Origin of the sequence: Arthrobacter sp. 131MFCol6.1, assembly GCF_000374925.1 — a bacterium.
GTDB lineage: Bacteria > Actinomycetota > Actinomycetes > Actinomycetales > Micrococcaceae > Arthrobacter.
The window spans coordinates 33,228-49,369 of sequence record NZ_KB895556.1 but is presented as its reverse complement, the minus strand read 5'-3'; the positions used below and the strand labels follow the sequence as shown (position 1 = coordinate 49,369).

Sequence of the window (16,142 nt, the reverse complement as noted above, 5' to 3'; positions counted from 1 at the left end):
CATGATCTTAGCCGCGGCCACCGGGCCTCACCCGTTGCCCGCCATGGCCCGGGCGTCAGCCGCTGAAATCACCGGCGTTCCGGCGGAAGGTGCCCAGGATCCGGATCAGCTGGTCCACGTCCTGGTCGCCGAAGCCGGACTGGCCGAAGACCTCGGAGTTCAGCACCGCCGTCGCCCGTTTGGCCAGGGCGCGCCCGTCGGAGGTGAGCTCGATCAAGGTGGTGCGGCCGTCTGTCGGGTGCGGCGAGCGGATCACCAGCCCGGCCTCCTGGAGCCGGTCCACGGCGTTGGTGACCGAGGTGGGATGGACCTGCAGCAGCGCGCTCGCCTTGTTCATGGGCAGCGCCCCGCTGCGGGCGAAGCTGAGCAACGCGAGCAGCTCGTACCGGGCAAAGGTGAGCCCGAACGGCTTGAGCACCGCCTCGATCCGGCCGAGCAGGATCTGCTGGGTCCGCATGATGGCGGTGATGGCGGCCATCGGGGCGGCGACGTCGGACCAGCCGTGGCGCTCCCAGTTCAGCCGGGCGTCGGCGATCGGATCTCGCGGCAGCGGTGTTCCCATCTTCAGCCCTGACCCTTGAGCCCGGGGAAATCGGAGTCGGAGTACTCGACGCCGAGGCCTTCCGGGGCGGCCCCGCCGCCGTGGCGCACTTCCTCGCTGTGCCGCAGCTCCACGCGCCGGATCTTGCCGGAGATCGTCTTGGGGAGCTCGGCAAACTCCAGCCGGCGGATCCTTTTGAACGGCGCCAGGTGCTCCCGGCAGTACCGCAGGATGTCTTCCGCCAGCTCAGGGCCCGGCTGGTGCCCGGCCGCCAGGACCACAAACGCCTTCGGCACCGACAGCTTGAGCGGGTCAGGGGAGGGGACGACGGCGGCCTCCGCCACCGCCGGGTGCTCAATCAGCACGCTCTCCAGCTCGAACGGGGACAGCCGGTAGTCAGAGGACTTGAAGACGTCGTCGCCGCGGCCCACATACGTGATGATGCCGCGCTCGTCCCGGCTCGCCATGTCCCCTGTGTGGTAGTAGCCGTCACGGAACGCCTCCGCCGTCTTGTCCGGGTCGCCGTGGTACGCCTTCATGAGCCCCACAGGGCGGGGGTCGAGGCGCAGACAGAGCTCGCCGTCGTCGGCCTCCTCACCAGTAGCGGGGTCCACAAGCACGACGTCGTACCCCGGCAGCGGCCTGCCCATGGCGCCGATCTTGATCGGCTGGCCCGGCGTGTTCGCGATCTGCACGGTGGATTCGGTCTGCCCGAAGCCGTCCCGGATGGTCTGGCCCCAGGCGCGGTGGACCTGGTCGATCACCTCGGCGTTGAGCGGCTCGCCGGCGGACACCACCTTGGTGGGCGGATTCTTCAACAGGGTCAGGTCCGCCTGGATCAGCATCCGCCAGACCGTGGGCGGGGCGCAGAAACTCGTGACCCGCTCGCGGTCCATCTGCTCCATGAGCGCCCTGGCATCGAAGCGTTCGTAGTTGTAGATGAACACGCACGCCTCGGCGATCCAGGGGGTGAACACATTGGACCAGGCGTGCTTGGCCCAGCCCGGCGAGGCCACGTTGAGGTGCACGTCGCCCGGTTCCATCCCGATCCAGAACATCGTGGACAGGTGTCCCACCGGGTAGGAGGTGTGCGTGTGTTCCACGAGTTTGGCCTTGGACGTGGTGCCCGAGGTGAAGTAGAGCAAAAGCGTCTCGTCGGCCAGGGTGGGGGCGTCCGGGGTGAAGTCCGCGCCGGCCGCGGCAGCGTCGGCCCCGTAGTACTGCAAGGCATTGTCCTGGTCATTCTCCTGGGCAGCGGCGGCGGGGTCCCCGGCGCCGCTGCCGATTTCAATCAGCGTGTAGTCGCCGGCGACGTCGGCGAACTTCGCAATGTTGGCACTGCCGACGGCGGCCCAGGCCGCGCCGCCGCGCTCCACCCGGTCCTGGAGGTCGGCAGGTCCCATCAGTGTGGTGGTGGGAATCATGACGATGCCCAGCTTGATGCCGGCCAGCATGAGTTCCCAGAGTTCCACCTGGTTGCCGAGCATGATGATCATCCGGTCCCCGCGCCGCACACCCGCCCCGCGCAGCCAGTTGGCCACCTGGGAGGAGCGCCGGGAGAGGTCCGCGAAGCTGCGCCGGGTCGCGGACCCGTCCTGTTCGACGATCACCAGCGCAGGCTTGTCGGCCTTGGCAGGGTCTGCGGCGAGCTGGTCGAACCAGTCCAGTGCGAAGTTGAACTCCTCGAAGCGGGGCCACTGGAATTCGCTGCGGGCGCCGTCGTAGTCCCCGCGCAGGGCCAGCAGCCGGTCCCGCGCGGCCCGGAATTCCTCAGTCACGGTCATGGTGCACCTTTCGAAGTCCTCTGGCGCTGCCGTTCCGGGCGGTCGGTGGCACGGCGCCGTTGCCTGGGATCCACCGGCCGGCAGTGCCTGCCTAGTGATCCCCGTCACTGTGCAATATACTAGGACATCCAAGGGTTTGGAAGGGCGGCGCTGCTCTGCAGGCGTTGCATGACGAAGGGATACGTGCCCGTGCAGCCACAAGGACGTGCCAGCGGACAGTCGGCGCCAGCCGTAAACACAGCGGAATTGAACACAGCCGTAAACACAGCCGAAGCAAACACGGAATCGAACACAGCCTTAAAAACAGCGGAAACAAACACCGGATCGAACGCAGCCATTGCCGCACCGCAGCCGCCGTTTCCCGACGCCGACCTCATGTACATCGTGGACCTGCTGCCGCCGGACGAACAGCTCCGCTACCAGGAGGTCCGGGAATTCCTCCAGTCCCGGATCCGGGCCGCGTCGATCGACTACTGGAACCGCGAGGAGTTTCCCTTCGGACTGCTCGCCGAACTCGGCAAATACGGTTTGGGCGGGCTGCAAACGGACGGCACGTCCAAGCTCTTCAAGGGGCTCATGTACGTCGAGGTGGCCCGCGCCGACGTCTCCCTCTCGGCGCTCGTCGGCATCCACAACGAGCTGATCGTCGGCATGATCGACGAGCTGGGCTCGGCGGAACAGAAGGCACGCTGGCTCCCCGGCCTCACCGCGTTCACCCAGCTCGGGGCGTTCGCCCTGACGGAGCCGGACCACGGCTCGGACATCGCCGGCGGCCTGGAAACCACCGCACGGCTGGACGGCGACGAGTGGGTCATCAACGGCGCCAAGCGTTGGATCGGCGCCGGCACCATCGCGGACTTCGCCCTCGTTTGGGCCCGGGACGTCGCCGACCAGCACATCAAGGGCTTCATCGTGGAGACGGACCGGCCGGGCTACACCGCCACGAAGATCGCCAACAAGATCGGTCTGCGCATCATGCAGAACGCGGACATCGTCCTCGACGAGGTCCGCATCCCGGCGGCCAACCTGCTCCCCGGCGCCACCAGCTTCTCCAAGGCCAACGAGCTCCTGCGCGATTCGCGGGCTTGGGTGGGCTGGCAGGGTGCGGGCATCCAGCTGGCCGCGTTCGACGTCGCGCGCGCCTATTCGCTGCAGCGCCGCCAGTTCGGCAAGGAACTGGCCCGCTTCCAGCTCGTCCAGCAGCAGCTCGCCGAGATCCTGGGCAACGCGACCGCCTCCCTGGCCCTGATGGCCCAGCTGGCGCGCATCCAGGAGGAGGGCAAGCTCGAGATGGTCCAGGCCGCCATGGCCAAAGCGACCACCACGCGGCTGGCGCGTGCCTCGGTGGCGATGGGCCGGTCCCTGCTGGGCGGCAACGGCATCAGCAGCGACTACGAGATGGGCAAGCTCTTCGGCGACGCCGAGATCCTCTATACCTATGAGGGCAGCTACGAAATCAATTCACTGATCGTGGCGCGGGCCGTGACGGGGAAGTCCGCGTTCGTCTAGGCTCCCCGCGTCTGAGTGCCGTCCTGCGCCTGGCCTGCCTGGGTCTGCGCGGCCGGGCTGGCGTGGCCGTAGCGGGACGTGCGGTTGCGGCCGCCGTTCTTGGCCTCGTACAGGGCCCGGTCCGCGCAGTCCAGGAGCGAGCCGGCCGCGGCGTCGCTTTGCTCGCAGACTCCGGCGGAGATCGTCAGGAAACCAACGTCGCCGAACGGTTCTGACGCGATGGCCTCGCGGGCGCGTTCGGCGGCGCGCAGGGCCTCGGCGCCGTCCGTCTCCGGAAGCAGCCACACGAACTCCTCGCCGCCGAATCGGGCCACGATCTCCTTGGCGCGGGCGACCGTCCGGAGCCTCGCCGCGACCTCCGCCAGGACCACGTCGCCCGTCAGGTGGCCGTGGGTGTCATTGACCCTCTTGAAGTGGTCGATATCCAGGACGACGGCACTCAGGCGCGTCCCGCGGCTCGCGGCCTGCGCAACGTGTTCGGCCAGGTGCCGTTCCAGGGCCCGCCGGTTGGGCAGGCCGCTGAGGGCATCGGTGGTGGCCTGCTGCTCCAGGTCGGTCCGTGCCTCCGTGTTGCCGATGGCGATCTCGACGAGCTCCGCGAACTGGGCCAGCCGCTCCATCATCGCTTCCGTGACCCCGGTGCGCGATTTCGAGGTCAGGCTCACCGCGCCCCACAGGCTGCCGCGGACCCTGATCGGTGCCGCCGCCGCGGACTGGAAGCCTCCGGCGCGCATCTGCTCCGCGGCCTGTCCGCCTTCCGCCCCGTAGACAACCAGGGCCGGTTTGCCGGTCACGGCCACCCGGACGGTGGCGGACTCGTCCGTCGGTGCGAAGATCTGCCGCCGGCTCAGCGTCGGCGGAAGCGTCGGCGCCATGGCGACGATTTCCGCCGAGGACGCGCCCGTGAACCGGACGACGGCGGCGGAATCGACGTTGAACAGGTCGCGGACAATCGCGGCCACCCGCTCGGAGATGGCTGCGGGGGCGGCGTTGCGGGCGACCTCGGTGGCTATCTCATGCAAAGCCTCCCAAACCTTTTGCTGCTGCAGGCGCTCGGTGATATCAACCGCCACCACCATGCCGGCCGCGGCCTCGTCGTCGGAGAAGACCGGCCCGGCGTTCAGCCGGTACGTGCGGTGGCCGATCCGCCGGTTCCATGACACGTCGCGGCCGGCGAGGGCCGCACGGTAGCGCGGCTCGAGCTCGCTGGCGAGATCGCCCTTGAGCACGTCCTGGATGCGCTGGCCTTCAAGTTCTTCCCTGCGGTAGCCGAAGGTCTCCAGTTCCTGGCCTTCGGCGATCAGGTAGCGCAGCTCGGCGTCGAAGAGGAGGACGAAGACGCCGGGGACGCTTCGCGCCAGGGCACGGTACCGGTCCATGTCCTGTTGCCGGCGCCGGTCGGCCAGCACCCGCCCGGTGATGTCCGTGACCACCACGAAGAAGCCCTGCACCACGCAGTCCTGGGAATCGGGGGTGTAAGTCACCTCGGTGAACCGGGACCGGCCCGCGGCATCCACCAGGGTCCGGTCAAACTGCTGCGGCTCCCCGGCGAGCGCCCCTTCAATGTGCGGCCGGTTGGCCTCGAAGACGGTCTCGCCGAGCACGTCCCGGACGTGCATGCCGTGAAGCTGCCGGGGCGCGAACCCGAACCACTCGCAGTAGGCGTCGTTGGCCAGACGGTTGCGGAGACCCGTGTCCCAATAGCCCACCATGGCCGGGATCCCATTGAGGACGGCGCGCAGCTGCGCCGGAATCTCCGGCAACGGCGATATGCCGGCATCGTCCCTGTTGAGCGGGCTGCGATTAGTCATTGCCCCAGTATCCACGCCCGGGTTGCCTGGAGGGAAACGGCAGTATCACCGACCGTCTGCGGGCAGGCTCAGGGCATGAACCGGTAGCCGATGCCGGCCTCGGTGAGCAAATGCCGCGGGCTGGCGGTGTCCGGCTCCAGTTTGCGTCGCAGCTGAGCCATGTAGACCCTGAGGTAGTTGGTCTCTTTCGCGTAGGCCGGACCCCAGACCCTGGAGAGCAACTGCTGCTGGGTGATGAGTTTTTCCGGATTCCGGACCAGAACCTCCAGAATTTTCCATTCTGTGGGCGTGAGCCGGACGTCCCCGCCGTCCCTGGTCACCCGGTGCCGGCCCAGGTCCACGGTGAAGGCTTCGGTCCTGACCACGGCTTCCTGTTCCGCTTCGACGCTGCGGCGCAACAGGGCCCGAAGCCGGGCAAGGAGCTCGTCCAGGCCGAACGGTTTGGTGATGTAATCATCCGCGCCGGCGTCAAGAGCCTCAACTTTGTCTTCGGATCCGTGCCTGGCGGACAGCACCAGGACCGGCACGCTGCTGAAGCCGCGCAGTTCCTTGAGGACGCTGGTTCCGTCAATGTCAGGCAGGCCGAGGTCCAGGATGACGAGGGAGAGCGGGGTCTGGGTGGCCGCCAACAGCGCCGAGGTCCCGTCCACTGCAGTGGTGACGGCGTAGCCGTGGGCCTGGAGCGTGATCCGGAGGGCCCTGAGCAGATGCGGATCGTCGTCGACCACCAGGACGGACGTCATGCTGCGTCCGGCCCGGAGGCAAGGGGCAGCGCATGAGCCCGGCGCGCCACCTGCGACCGGGGCTCGAACGGAGCCTGGGCGCGGTGCCCGTCATACGGGGTCCCCGTGGACAACGGAAGCCGAATAATCATTGTCAGCCCTCCGCCCGGTGTAGCTTCCGCGGTCAGGCTGCCACCCATGGCATCCGTGAACCCTTTCGCCACCGCAAGCCCAAGCCCGATCCCGGTGGCCTGCGGGGCGTCGTCGAGCCGCTGGAAGGGCCGGAACATTTCCAGGACTCTCTCCGCCGGGATTCCCCGGCCGTGATCGATGATCCGCAACTCGCCGGCGGGGCGCCCTCCGAGTGTTGCCGGGCTCAGCCCGCCGGCCGCCCCGACAAGGACGATGTCCGAATCGGGGGCATACTTCACGGCATTCTCGACGATGTTCGCAATCACCCGTTCCAGCATTCCAGGGTCGGCTTCAATCTCCGGCATGTTGGGGGGCAGGTCCACGCGCACCCGCCCCGCGGGGACGGCGCTCAGGGAACCCGGGATGACCTCGTACCACCGCACGGGTTTGAGCAGGGGATTGACGGCATCCGAGGTGATCCTGGACATGTCCAGCAGGTTGCCCACCAGGGCGTCCAGCCTGTCCGAGCACTCCTCTATCGTAGCCAGCAGCTCCTGCTCCTCTTCCTTGGTGAAATGAACGTCGTCGTGCCGTAGTCCGCCGACGGCAAGCTTGATCCCGGCCAGGGGGGTGCGCAGGTCGTGCGAGACAGCACGGAGGATGGAGGTGCGCATCGTGTTGCTCTCGGCCAGGCGCAGCATTTCCCGCCGGCTGGCCACCAGTTGCTGGCGTTCCAGCTGCGCTGCCAGATGAACGCCGAACGCCCCGAGAAGGCGCCGGTCGCTTGCCGGCAGAATCCGACCGAACAGCACGAGGCGCGTGGAGGCGTCGATTTCTTCCACATTGTCGCCGGCGGCATCGTCCCCTTGCGGGCCGGCGGACAGGGCTGGAATATCTCCCACGGCGGCCTGAAGTTGCCATCGCCGGTCTGGTCCTGCGCCGCTTTCGCCGTCCCCGATGCCGTAGCCGAGGCTGAAAACAGCAGCACCCCGCACCTGGAAAACGCTCAGCGCTTGTTCCAGCAATGCCTGAACCGTGTCCTCCGAGCCGGCTGCACTGCGCGTCAGGTCACCGAGCGTCGTGGCTTCGGCGCGGGCTCGCGCGGCCTCTTTGGAGCGGCGGGCCGATAAGTCGACCACAACGGCAACTGCGGCCGAGACGCCCACAAACACCAGCAGGGCCAGGAAGTTCTGCGGATCGTTGATGGTGAGGGTGCCCAGCGGCGGGGTGGAGAAGTAGTTCACCAGGAGGCTGCTCCACAGCGCGGCCAGGATGGCCGGCCACAACCCGCCGATCAGGGCCACCGCCACCGATCCGGTGAGCTGGACCAGCATGGCGGCGGCCACATTCTGCTCCGGGTTCAGCAGGGACAGCAGCAACTGCAGGACCATGGGCAGCAGCACGGCGAGGCCGAACCCGACGGTGACTCGGATGCGGCCGAGGTCGCGCTCCCGGGCCGGGCGGGTTCCGCGGCCGCCCAGCGGATGGGAGACCATGTGGACGTCGATGTCCCCGGAATCGCGGACGACCCGGGTGCCGACCCCACCGCCGAGCAGGTTTCCGATCAGGCCGGCGAGTTTCTTGTGCCGGGAGATGCCGACGACGATCTGGGTCGCGTTGACGCTGCGGGCGAAGTCCAGGAGCGCGGCGGCCGGATCCTCTCCGGCCACGATGTGGTAGCTGCCGCCCAGGTCCAGGATCAGGCGGCGCTGGGCCTCCAGCGCCTGGGGCGACTCCTCGGCGAGACCATCGGCGGACCGGACGTGGACCGCCAGCAGGTCCCCGCCGCTGACGCGGTTGAGGATCCTGGCCCCGCGGCGGATCAGGACTTCCCCTTCGGGGCTGCCGGTCAGCCCCACCACGATGCGTTCCCGGGCCGGCCAGCTGGCCTCGATGCCCTGTTCGGCCCGGTACTTGGCCAGGCCCTCGTCCACCCTGTCGGCCAGCCACAGCAATGCCAGTTCGCGCAGTGCCGTGAGGTTGCCGAGGCGGAAATAGTTCGAGAGGGCGGCGTCGATCTTTTCGGCGGCGTAGATCTTGCCGTCGCCCAGGCGCTGGCGGAGCAGCTCGGGGGAGATGTCCACGAGATGGATCTGGTCAGCCCTCCGGACGACGTCGTCCGGCACCGTCTCCGCCTGGTGGACGTCCGTGATGGCGCTGACGACATCGCCCAGGGACGCCAGATGCTGGACGTTGACGGTGGAGAGAACGTTGATGCCGGCGTCCAGGAGGGCATCGACGTCCTGCCAGCGTTTCTCGTTGCGGCTGCCCGGGACGTTGGAGTGGGCGTATTCGTCCACGATCGCGGTCCCCGGGGCCCGGGCCAGGACGGCGTCGAGGTCCATTTCCTCGAACTCCGTGCCCCGGTAGGGCAGGCGCCGGGGCGGGATGACCTCGAGTCCCGCCAGGAGCGCCCGCGTCTCGCTGCGTCCGTGGTCCATGGCGAACGCGACTACGACGTCCTCGCCGCGTCCGCCGAGCCGGTGTGCTTCCTCGAGCATCTCGTAGGTCTTGCCCACCCCCGGCGCGGCCCCCAGGAAGATCCGCAGCGTTCCACGTGCCATGCCGTCATTCTCTCACTTGGATTGAGCCGGCTGCGACGACCGTGCGGCCGCCGCCACGGCGAGGTTGAGGGCGGTCACGTTGACCGACGGCTGGCCGAGAAATGCGGCTGGCCCATTGCTGGTGTATTGCTCCACGAGGGAAGCCACGGCGTCGGAACCGAGGCCGTTCGCCGCTGCCACCCGCGCCATCTGCAGTCTGGCGTATTTGGGTGAGATGTCCGGGTCCAGTCCGGAACCGCTGGCTGTCACGGCGTCGGCCGGCACCGCTGCTGGATCCACGCCTTCAGCCGCGGCGACCGCGGAACGGTTGGCGGCGACGGCGTCGAGCAGTTTCGGGTCGTTGGGACCCAAGTTGCTGGCCGAGGACGACGCCGGGTCCCATTTCACGGCCGAGGGCCGGGCATGGAACCAGCGCGGGTCCTGGGCGCCGGAGTCGTCGGCCGCGGCCTGGGCAATCAGGGCGGACGCAGCCGGGGCGCCGGTGCCGTCCTTGATGATGGAGCCGTTGGCCTGGTACGGGGCGATCAGTTGTCCTGCGCCGAAGACGGCCAGGGGGTAGGCGACGCCGAGGACCAGTGTGGCGAAGAGCAGGAACCGCAGGGCGGTGCCCAGTTGACGGAGGTAGCCGGTGAGGATGTTCATGGGGATGTTCCTAGCCGATTCCGGGGATGAGCGAAATCATGAGGTCGATGATCTTGATGCCGATGAAGGGTGCGATGAGGCCGCCGAGCCCGTAGATCAGCAGGTTCCGGGCCAGCGCCTGGTTGGCGGAGACGGCACGGTATTTGACGCCGCGGAGCGCCAGCGGCACCAGGGCGATGATGATCAGGGCGTTGAAGATCACTGCGGACAGGATTGCCGAGGACGGGGTGGCCAGGCCCATGATGTTCAGCAGTCCAAGCCCCGGGAAAGCAGCGGTAAAGAGCGCCGGGACGATCGCGAAGTACTTGGCGACGTCGTTGGCCACCGAGAACGTGGTCAGTGCGCCGCGGGTGATGAGCAGCTGCTTGCCGATGCCGACGATGTTGATCAGTTTGGTGGGGTCGGAGTCAAGGTCCACCATGTTGGCAGCGTCCTTCGCGGCCGGGGTTCCGGAGTTCATGGCGACGCCGACGTCGGCAGCGGCCAGGGCCGGGGCGTCGTTGGTGCCGTCTCCGGTCATCGCCACCAGCCGGCCTGCGGACTGCTCCTTCTTAATGACCGCGAGCTTGTCCTCCGGGGTTGCCTCGGCCAGGAAATCATCGACGCCGGCCTCCGCGGCAATCGCCTTGGCGGTGATGGGGTTGTCACCGGTGATCATCACGGTCCGGATACCCATTTGTCGCAGTTCGGCGAAGCGGGCGTGCATGCCGGGTTTGACGACGTCGGCAAGATGGATCGTTCCCAGGATGTCCGCCCGGCCGCCCTTGTCCACCTGGGCGACCAGCAGGGGGGTGCCGCCCTGGGCCGAGATTTCCTGCACCCGGTGGTCGACCTCCGCCGGGGTGTGCCCGCCGAAGTCGGCAACGAATGCCGCCACCGTGGTGGCAGCACCCTTTCGAATCTGCAACCCGTCAAGGTCCAGCCCGCTCATGCGGGTGCTGGCGCTGAAGGGGACCACGGCAAAATTGCCGGAGGAGCGTTCGAGTGTGGCCAGATCGGACCCGGTCACGCCCTTGTCCGCGGCGAGATCCAGGATGGAGCGTCCCTCGGGGGTTTCATCGGCCAGGCTGCAGACCCGGGCCGCTTCGATCATCCGAGTCCGTTCCACATGGTTGGCGGGGAAGAAATTGACGGCGCGGCGGTTGCCATACGTAATCGTGCCGGTCTTGTCCAGCAGCAACGTGGTGATGTCCCCGGCGGTTTCCACGGCACGGCCGGAGGTGGCCAGCACATTGTGCTGGACCAGGCGGTCCATCCCGGCGATCCCGATCGCGGGCACTAGGGCACCGATGGTGGTGGGGATCAGGCAGACGAGCAGGGCGACCAGCACGATCGGGGACGGGGTGGCGCCGGCAAGGGCCGCAAACGGGGCCAGCGACATGGTGACCACCAGGAACACGATGGTCAGGGACACCAGGAGCACGTGCAGGGCGATCTCGTTGGGCGTCTTTTGCCGCACAGCACCCTCGACCAGCTTGATCATCCGGTCGATGAACGTCTGTCCCGGCTCGGCGGTAATACGGATGACAATCCGGTCCGAGAGGACCCTCGTGCCGCCGGTGACGGACGACCGGTCACCGCCGGATTCGCGGATCACCGGGGCTGATTCGCCGGTGATGGTCGATTCGTCGACGCTCGCCAGGCCTTCGATGATTTCGCCGTCCGAGGGGATGACGTCCCCGGCCTCGCAGATCACCACGTCATTGAGCCGCAGCTCCGTGCCGGGGACATCGCGGGTGGTGCCATCGGGCCGGCGGAGCCGGGCGTGGACGCCTTTGCGGCTGGCGCGAAGGCTGTCGGCCTGGGCCTTGCCGCGACCCTCGGCGATGGATTCGGACAACGTGCCGAAGAGGACGGTGAGCCACAGCCACGCCGTGACCGCGATGCCGAACACCGAGGGCCGGTACAGGGAGATCGCCGTGCACAGGGCGGCCCCGACCAGCACGGTGAACATGACCGGGGAATGGATCATCTGCCGCGGGGAGAGTTTGCGGACCGCGAGCGGCAGGGCAGCGATGACGGACGCGAACGTGAGTTTTGCCGGGGCCTTGGTGTGGTGCTTGTGTTCGCCGGGGGTGCCGAGGGGGTTGCCGTCGGCGTAGGTCTGGGCGTCGGTGTCCGTGGCTAATGCCGTGTGGGACCGGGTCATTTGAGGAGTCCTTCTGCGAGGGGGCCCAGGGCAAGGGCCGGGAAGTAGCTCAGGGCAGTCATGATCACTGTCACGCCGAGCAGCAGCGTGCCGAACAGCGGGCCGTGGGTGGGGACAGTGCCGGTGGAGGCGGGAATCTTGCCCTGACGGGCGAGGGAGCCGGCCAGGGCGAGCACCAGAACGATGGGGAGGAAGCGGCCCAGCAGCATGCCCAGGCCCAGCATGACCGACATGAAGGGGCCGGAGGTGGTGATGCCACCAAACGCCGAGCCGTTGTTGTTGGCCCCGGAGGTGAAGGCGTAGAGCACTTCGCTGAACTGGTGGGGACCGGTTGCCGGCGCGTTGGCCATGATGTCCGGCAGCAGGACGGTGATTCCGGACAGGGCGAGCACCAGGGTCGGCGTGACCAGGATGTACATGGCGGCAAGCTTCATTTCCGTCGGGCCGATCTTCTTGCCCAAATACTCCGGGGTGCGCCCGACCATCAGCCCGGCGATGAAGACGGAAATGATGGACAGGATCAGCAGGCCGTAGAGTCCTGAGCCGGTTCCGCCGGGGGCGACTTCGCCGAGCATCATGTTGACCATGGCCACCCCGCCGGCCAGCGGCGGCAGGGAATCGTGGGCGACGTTGACGGCGCCGGTGGAGGTCAGCGTGGTGGAGGTGGCAAAGATCGCGCTAGCCACCGGACCGAGGCGCTGTTCGAAGCCTTCGCCCAGGCCGCCGGCGGCTGCCGTCGCGGTTCCCTGGCCGGCGGCGACGGCCCAGCCCATCAGGACGGTGGCGGCCAGCCACAGGGTGCCCATCACGGCGACCACCGTATAGCCCTGCTTTTGGTCGCCCACCATCCGGCCGTAGGCGTAAGGCAACGCGGAGGGGATGAGCAGGATCAGGAACACTTCAAAAAGACTGATGAGGGAGTTGGGGTTCTCGAACGGGTGGGCCGAGTTGGCATTGAAGTAGCCGCCGCCGTTGGTTCCGAGGATCTTGATGGCTTCCTGGGACGCGACGGGACCGCCGGGAATGGTCTGGCTGACCCCGGACGCCTGGTTGACGACGTCCGTAGGCCAGAAGTTCTGCACCACACCGCCGAGGACCATCACCACTGCCGCGACGAACGCGATCGGCAGCAGGACCCGGAACGATGTTCGGGTCAGGTCCACCCAGAAGTTGCCCAGCCGGTCGGTGCGGGTCCGGGCGATACCCCGGATGAGGGCGACGACGACGACGATGCCGACGGCGGCGGAGAGGAAGTTCTGCACCGCAAGGAGGGCCATCTGCACAAAAATGCCTACCGTGGTCTCCGGTACGTAGGTCTGCCAGTTCGTGTTGGTCACGAAGGAAATGGCCGTGTTCATGGCCACCCACGGATCCACGGGAGGCAGGGAGCCGCTGCCGGGCAGGACGCCCTGAAGACGTTGGAGGCCGAACACGGCCAGAATGGACACGGCCGAGAACGCCAGGACGCTGCGCAGGTAGACGGGCCAGGTCTGCTCGGTGTCGGCGTCGATCCCGGACAGCCGGTAGAACAGACGCTCGGGCCGGGACGACGTTTTGCCCTCGAAAACCCCGGTCAGGTAGATCCCCAGAGGCTTGTGCACAGCCGCCAGAACGATAAGGAGTGCCGCCACCTGGACAGCGAAGGATGCGGGGTTGAAGGTCATGATCCGCTCACCACTTTTCCGGATGGATCAGGACGGCCAGCAGGTAGCCGAAGAGGCACAGCCCTGCCAGTAACAGAACGAGCCACATCACTGCATCGGCGCTCACTTGCCACTCTCCGGCCGGTCATCGGCACTGCCGACCATCCCGGCCAGGACGTGGCCGATCCACATAACGAACCCCATGGCAACCATGAGGATTCCGAGAACAGCCAGGTCGGCCATTGCAGGTTCCTTTCATCCGCGCCCCGTTTGCGGGGCTACTGAAAGTCAATCCCTCCCCAGAGGCAAAAGGCCGGGTCCTGATGGTTTCTTAACGCCCGGACGGCGGATCTTGACGCCGTCTTAACAGGCGCGGAAACCGGCAACAGGGCTGCTGGTGAAGGGGGCTGCGGCGGAGGAGGCCGGCTCCGCCGGCAACGAGTTCAGGGCTGGGGATCCCCGGCGCTCAGCCGACGTGGACCCAGGGCCGCCGTGTGACGTCCGGCTCGGCCTCGCGCAGCACTTCGCGCGTGACCGGGGCGATCTCGCCTTCGCCCAGGAACAGGAACCGTAGGAGGTTCACCACCGGGTTTCCCTCAGTCCAGCGGAAGTAGATGTGCGGCATCAGCCCGGTCACGTCCCTGATGTGGAGCAGCACCGAGGCAATGGTGTTCGGCACAACAGGCCCGTGGACCTCCAGGATCTGGTACCCGTGCCGGACGATGCCCCGGACCTCCAGCGCCGTTTCAAAGTCGGAGGAATCGTCCACGATGACTTCCAGGAAGAGCGCCTGTTTGTCCAGCGGAAGGTGGCTGACTTCAATCGCGGAGGTCAGTTTGTCCCGGTAGGCCTCAGCACTAAGCCGCAGGGGTTCGTGGGCGATCAGCGAGATGGGCCCGTCCAAGCTGGAAGACATGAATTCCAGCGCTTGACGGTCCAGATGGACATGGGTGGCATGGAGCTCAAAGGAACGCCGGACCCTCGAGAGCAGCGAGATCACGATGATGCCAAGGATGAAGAACGAGGCGATCCGGATACCTTCGGGGCGTTCGAAGATGTTGGCAACCGTGGTGTAGATGAACACCACGGCGATGATGCCGAACCCGATGGTGCGCTTGCGCTGACGCCGGCGGCGGGCGGAAAGCGTCACGGCGACGGCGGCGGAGGTCATCAGGACCAGGACGCCGGTGGCGTAGGCGCCGCCCTGGGCGTCGACGTCGGCGTCGAACAGCCAGGTGATCAGGAACCCGACGGCGGTGAACACCAGCACGAGCGGCCGCACGGCCCGGGCCCACTCCGGGGCCATGCCGTACCGGGGCAAATAACGCGGCACGAGGTTCAGGAGACCGGCCATGGCGGAGGCGCCGGCGAACCACAGAATGGCGATCGTGCTCAGGTCATAGACCGTGCCAAAGCCGTTCCCCAGGTATTCGTGGGCCAGGTACGCCAGGGCGCGGCCGTTCGCCGGCCCCCCGGGTTCGAAGTCCTGCTCCGGGATCAGGACCACCGTGGTGAAGCTGCTCGTGATGAGGAAAACGCTCATGATGCCGGCGGCTGTGGTCAGCAGCCGGCGTGCGCCGTCGATGCGGCCTGCCGGTTTCTCTTCGGTGTCACCGGGGCGTCCCTGGATCTGCGGCATCACGGCGACGCCGGTTTCGAAGCCGGACAGGCCCAGGGCCAGCTTGGGGAAGACGAGCAGGGCGATCCCGACCACCATGAGTGGGCTCCCGTGCTGGGTGGTCAGGGCCAGCCACCAGTCGCCCACGGCAACCGGGTGGGTGAACGCTTCGAAGAGGGTCGTGATCACCACCACGACATTCAGGCCCAGGTAGATGGCGACCAGGACGACGGCGACACCGATGGCTTCCTTGAAGCCGCGGAGGAACACGGCGGCCAGCATTGCGAGCAGGAACAGCGTGACTGCAACGTTCTGTCCCTGCATCCAGGCGGGTGCGAAGGGGTTTTCGATGGCGTGTGCGGTCGCGTCTGCGGCGGACAGCGTCATGGTGATCATGAAGTCCGTCGCTGCGAAGCCCAGCAGGACCAGCACCAGGAGTTTCCCGCCCCAGCGCGGCATCAGCCGTTCCAGCATGGCGATGGATCCCTCGCCGCGGTGGCTTTCGCCGGCCACCCGGCGGTACACCGGGAGGGCGCCCAACAGGGTGACAGCCACCAGCACGATGGTCGCCAGCGGCGAGATCACGCCGGCGGCCAAGGCCGCAATGGCCGGCTGGTAGCCCAGGGTGGAGAAGTAATCGACGCCGGTCAGGCACATCACCTGCCACCACGTGTGCTTCTTCAGGTGGGAGTCGCTCACGGCCCCGGGGCCCTGGTGGATTCCCTTGGCATCCTGCAGGCCGAACAGCAGCCATCTTCTGAAGTTGTCCCCGGCTCCCGGCCGTGCCGCTGAGGGATCCGAAGGTGGCCTGCTCATCGTGGTCATCTTTGCCTCTCCGCGCGATGCCCACCATCGTGTTTAATGCCGACGATAACACCGGCGCCGGGAGCCGTTCCCGGCCCGGGGGCGATCTTGACGGATCCTTAACACGTTCCAGCCGCCGGCCGGCGGCGGAGGAACGGTCTCAGTGGGTTGCTGCGGCGGGGATTTCGAATCCGCGACGATCGGTGGCCGGTCCGGCGGGGGC

Annotated in this window: 11 protein-coding genes; 1 reads left to right on the top strand and 10 read right to left on the bottom strand. The window is 67.5% G+C overall.

Going from position 1 to position 16,142, the window contains the following annotated elements; all coding sequences use genetic code 11:
- Window positions 1-55: 55 nt before the first annotated feature.
- Window positions 56-562, bottom strand: coding sequence for a MarR family winged helix-turn-helix transcriptional regulator (locus C566_RS0119100; protein ID WP_018775963.1), 507 nt, complete (start codon window positions 560-562; stop codon window positions 56-58).
- Between the two features lie 2 nt (window positions 563-564).
- Window positions 565-2,325, bottom strand: coding sequence for an AMP-binding protein (locus C566_RS0119095; RefSeq protein ID WP_018775962.1), 1,761 nt, complete (start codon window positions 2,323-2,325; stop codon window positions 565-567).
- A gap of 375 nt (window positions 2,326-2,700) precedes the next feature.
- Between C566_RS0119095 and C566_RS0119090 the strand changes: the two genes are divergently transcribed.
- The gene (locus C566_RS0119090) at window positions 2,701-3,834 is read left to right on the top strand and encodes an acyl-CoA dehydrogenase family protein (RefSeq protein WP_231386444.1); all 1,134 of its coding nucleotides are present in this window, start codon (window positions 2,701-2,703) and stop codon (window positions 3,832-3,834) included.
- Here C566_RS0119090 and C566_RS22200 read toward each other — a convergent pair.
- The 8 genes from C566_RS22200 to C566_RS0119045 form a co-directional block, all read right to left on the bottom strand.
- Window positions 3,831-5,645 carry a sensor domain-containing diguanylate cyclase gene (locus C566_RS22200; RefSeq protein WP_018775960.1) on the bottom strand — a complete coding sequence of 605 codons (1,815 nt, stop codon included), beginning with the start codon at window positions 5,643-5,645 and terminating at the stop codon, window positions 3,831-3,833. The two genes, C566_RS0119090 and C566_RS22200, sit on opposite strands and share 4 nt — an antisense overlap.
- Before the next feature lie 68 nt (window positions 5,646-5,713).
- Window positions 5,714-6,388, bottom strand: a complete 675-nt coding sequence (locus C566_RS0119080; protein ID WP_018775959.1) for a response regulator — start codon at window positions 6,386-6,388, stop codon at window positions 5,714-5,716.
- Window positions 6,385-9,063, bottom strand: coding sequence for a DUF4118 domain-containing protein (locus C566_RS0119075; RefSeq protein ID WP_018775958.1), 2,679 nt, complete (start codon window positions 9,061-9,063; stop codon window positions 6,385-6,387). The genes C566_RS0119080 and C566_RS0119075 overlap by 4 nt, the downstream gene beginning before the upstream one ends.
- 12 nt (window positions 9,064-9,075) lie before the next feature.
- Window positions 9,076-9,705, bottom strand: a complete 630-nt coding sequence (kdpC, locus tag C566_RS0119070) for a K(+)-transporting ATPase subunit C (RefSeq protein ID WP_018775957.1) — start codon at window positions 9,703-9,705, stop codon at window positions 9,076-9,078.
- A gap of 10 nt (window positions 9,706-9,715) precedes the next feature.
- Window positions 9,716-11,854: a potassium-transporting ATPase subunit KdpB gene (gene kdpB / locus C566_RS0119065; protein WP_018775956.1), complete on the bottom strand. Its 2,139-nt coding sequence runs from the start codon at window positions 11,852-11,854 to the stop codon at window positions 9,716-9,718.
- Window positions 11,851-13,518, bottom strand: coding sequence for a potassium-transporting ATPase subunit KdpA (gene kdpA, locus C566_RS0119060; protein ID WP_018775955.1), 1,668 nt, complete (start codon window positions 13,516-13,518; stop codon window positions 11,851-11,853). Before kdpA ends, kdpB begins: the two co-directional genes overlap by 4 nt.
- Before the next feature lie 7 nt (window positions 13,519-13,525).
- Entirely contained in the window at window positions 13,526-13,624 is a 99-nt protein-coding gene (locus C566_RS22520; RefSeq protein ID WP_018775954.1) for a potassium-transporting ATPase subunit F, read from the bottom strand.
- A gap of 339 nt (window positions 13,625-13,963) precedes the next feature.
- Window positions 13,964-15,940, bottom strand: coding sequence for an amino acid transporter (locus C566_RS0119045; RefSeq protein WP_018775952.1), 1,977 nt, complete (start codon window positions 15,938-15,940; stop codon window positions 13,964-13,966).
- Between the last annotated feature and the right edge of the window lie 202 nt (window positions 15,941-16,142).

Excerpts from the sequence above, each read along its gene's own strand:
- C566_RS0119090 (WP_231386444.1), top strand. The coding sequence starts at position 2,701 with ATGTACATCGTGGACCTGCTGCCGCCGGACGAACAGCTCCGCTACCAG.
- C566_RS0119080 (WP_018775959.1), bottom strand. The coding sequence starts at position 6,388 with ATGACGTCCGTCCTGGTGGTCGACGACGATCCGCATCTGCTCAGGGCC.
- C566_RS0119095 (WP_018775962.1), bottom strand. The coding sequence starts at position 2,325 with ATGACCGTGACTGAGGAATTCCGGGCCGCGCGGGACCGGCTGCTGGCC.
- C566_RS0119045 (WP_018775952.1), bottom strand. The coding sequence starts at position 15,940 with ATGACCACGATGAGCAGGCCACCTTCGGATCCCTCAGCGGCACGGCCG.
- C566_RS0119075 (WP_018775958.1), bottom strand. The coding sequence starts at position 9,063 with ATGGCACGTGGAACGCTGCGGATCTTCCTGGGGGCCGCGCCGGGGGTG.
- kdpA (WP_018775955.1), bottom strand. The coding sequence starts at position 13,518 with ATGACCTTCAACCCCGCATCCTTCGCTGTCCAGGTGGCGGCACTCCTT.
- kdpC (WP_018775957.1), bottom strand. The coding sequence starts at position 9,705 with ATGAACATCCTCACCGGCTACCTCCGTCAACTGGGCACCGCCCTGCGG.
- C566_RS0119100 (WP_018775963.1), bottom strand. The coding sequence starts at position 562 with ATGGGAACACCGCTGCCGCGAGATCCGATCGCCGACGCCCGGCTGAAC.
- C566_RS22200 (WP_018775960.1), bottom strand. The coding sequence starts at position 5,645 with ATGACTAATCGCAGCCCGCTCAACAGGGACGATGCCGGCATATCGCCG.
- kdpB (WP_018775956.1), bottom strand. The coding sequence starts at position 11,854 with ATGACCCGGTCCCACACGGCATTAGCCACGGACACCGACGCCCAGACC.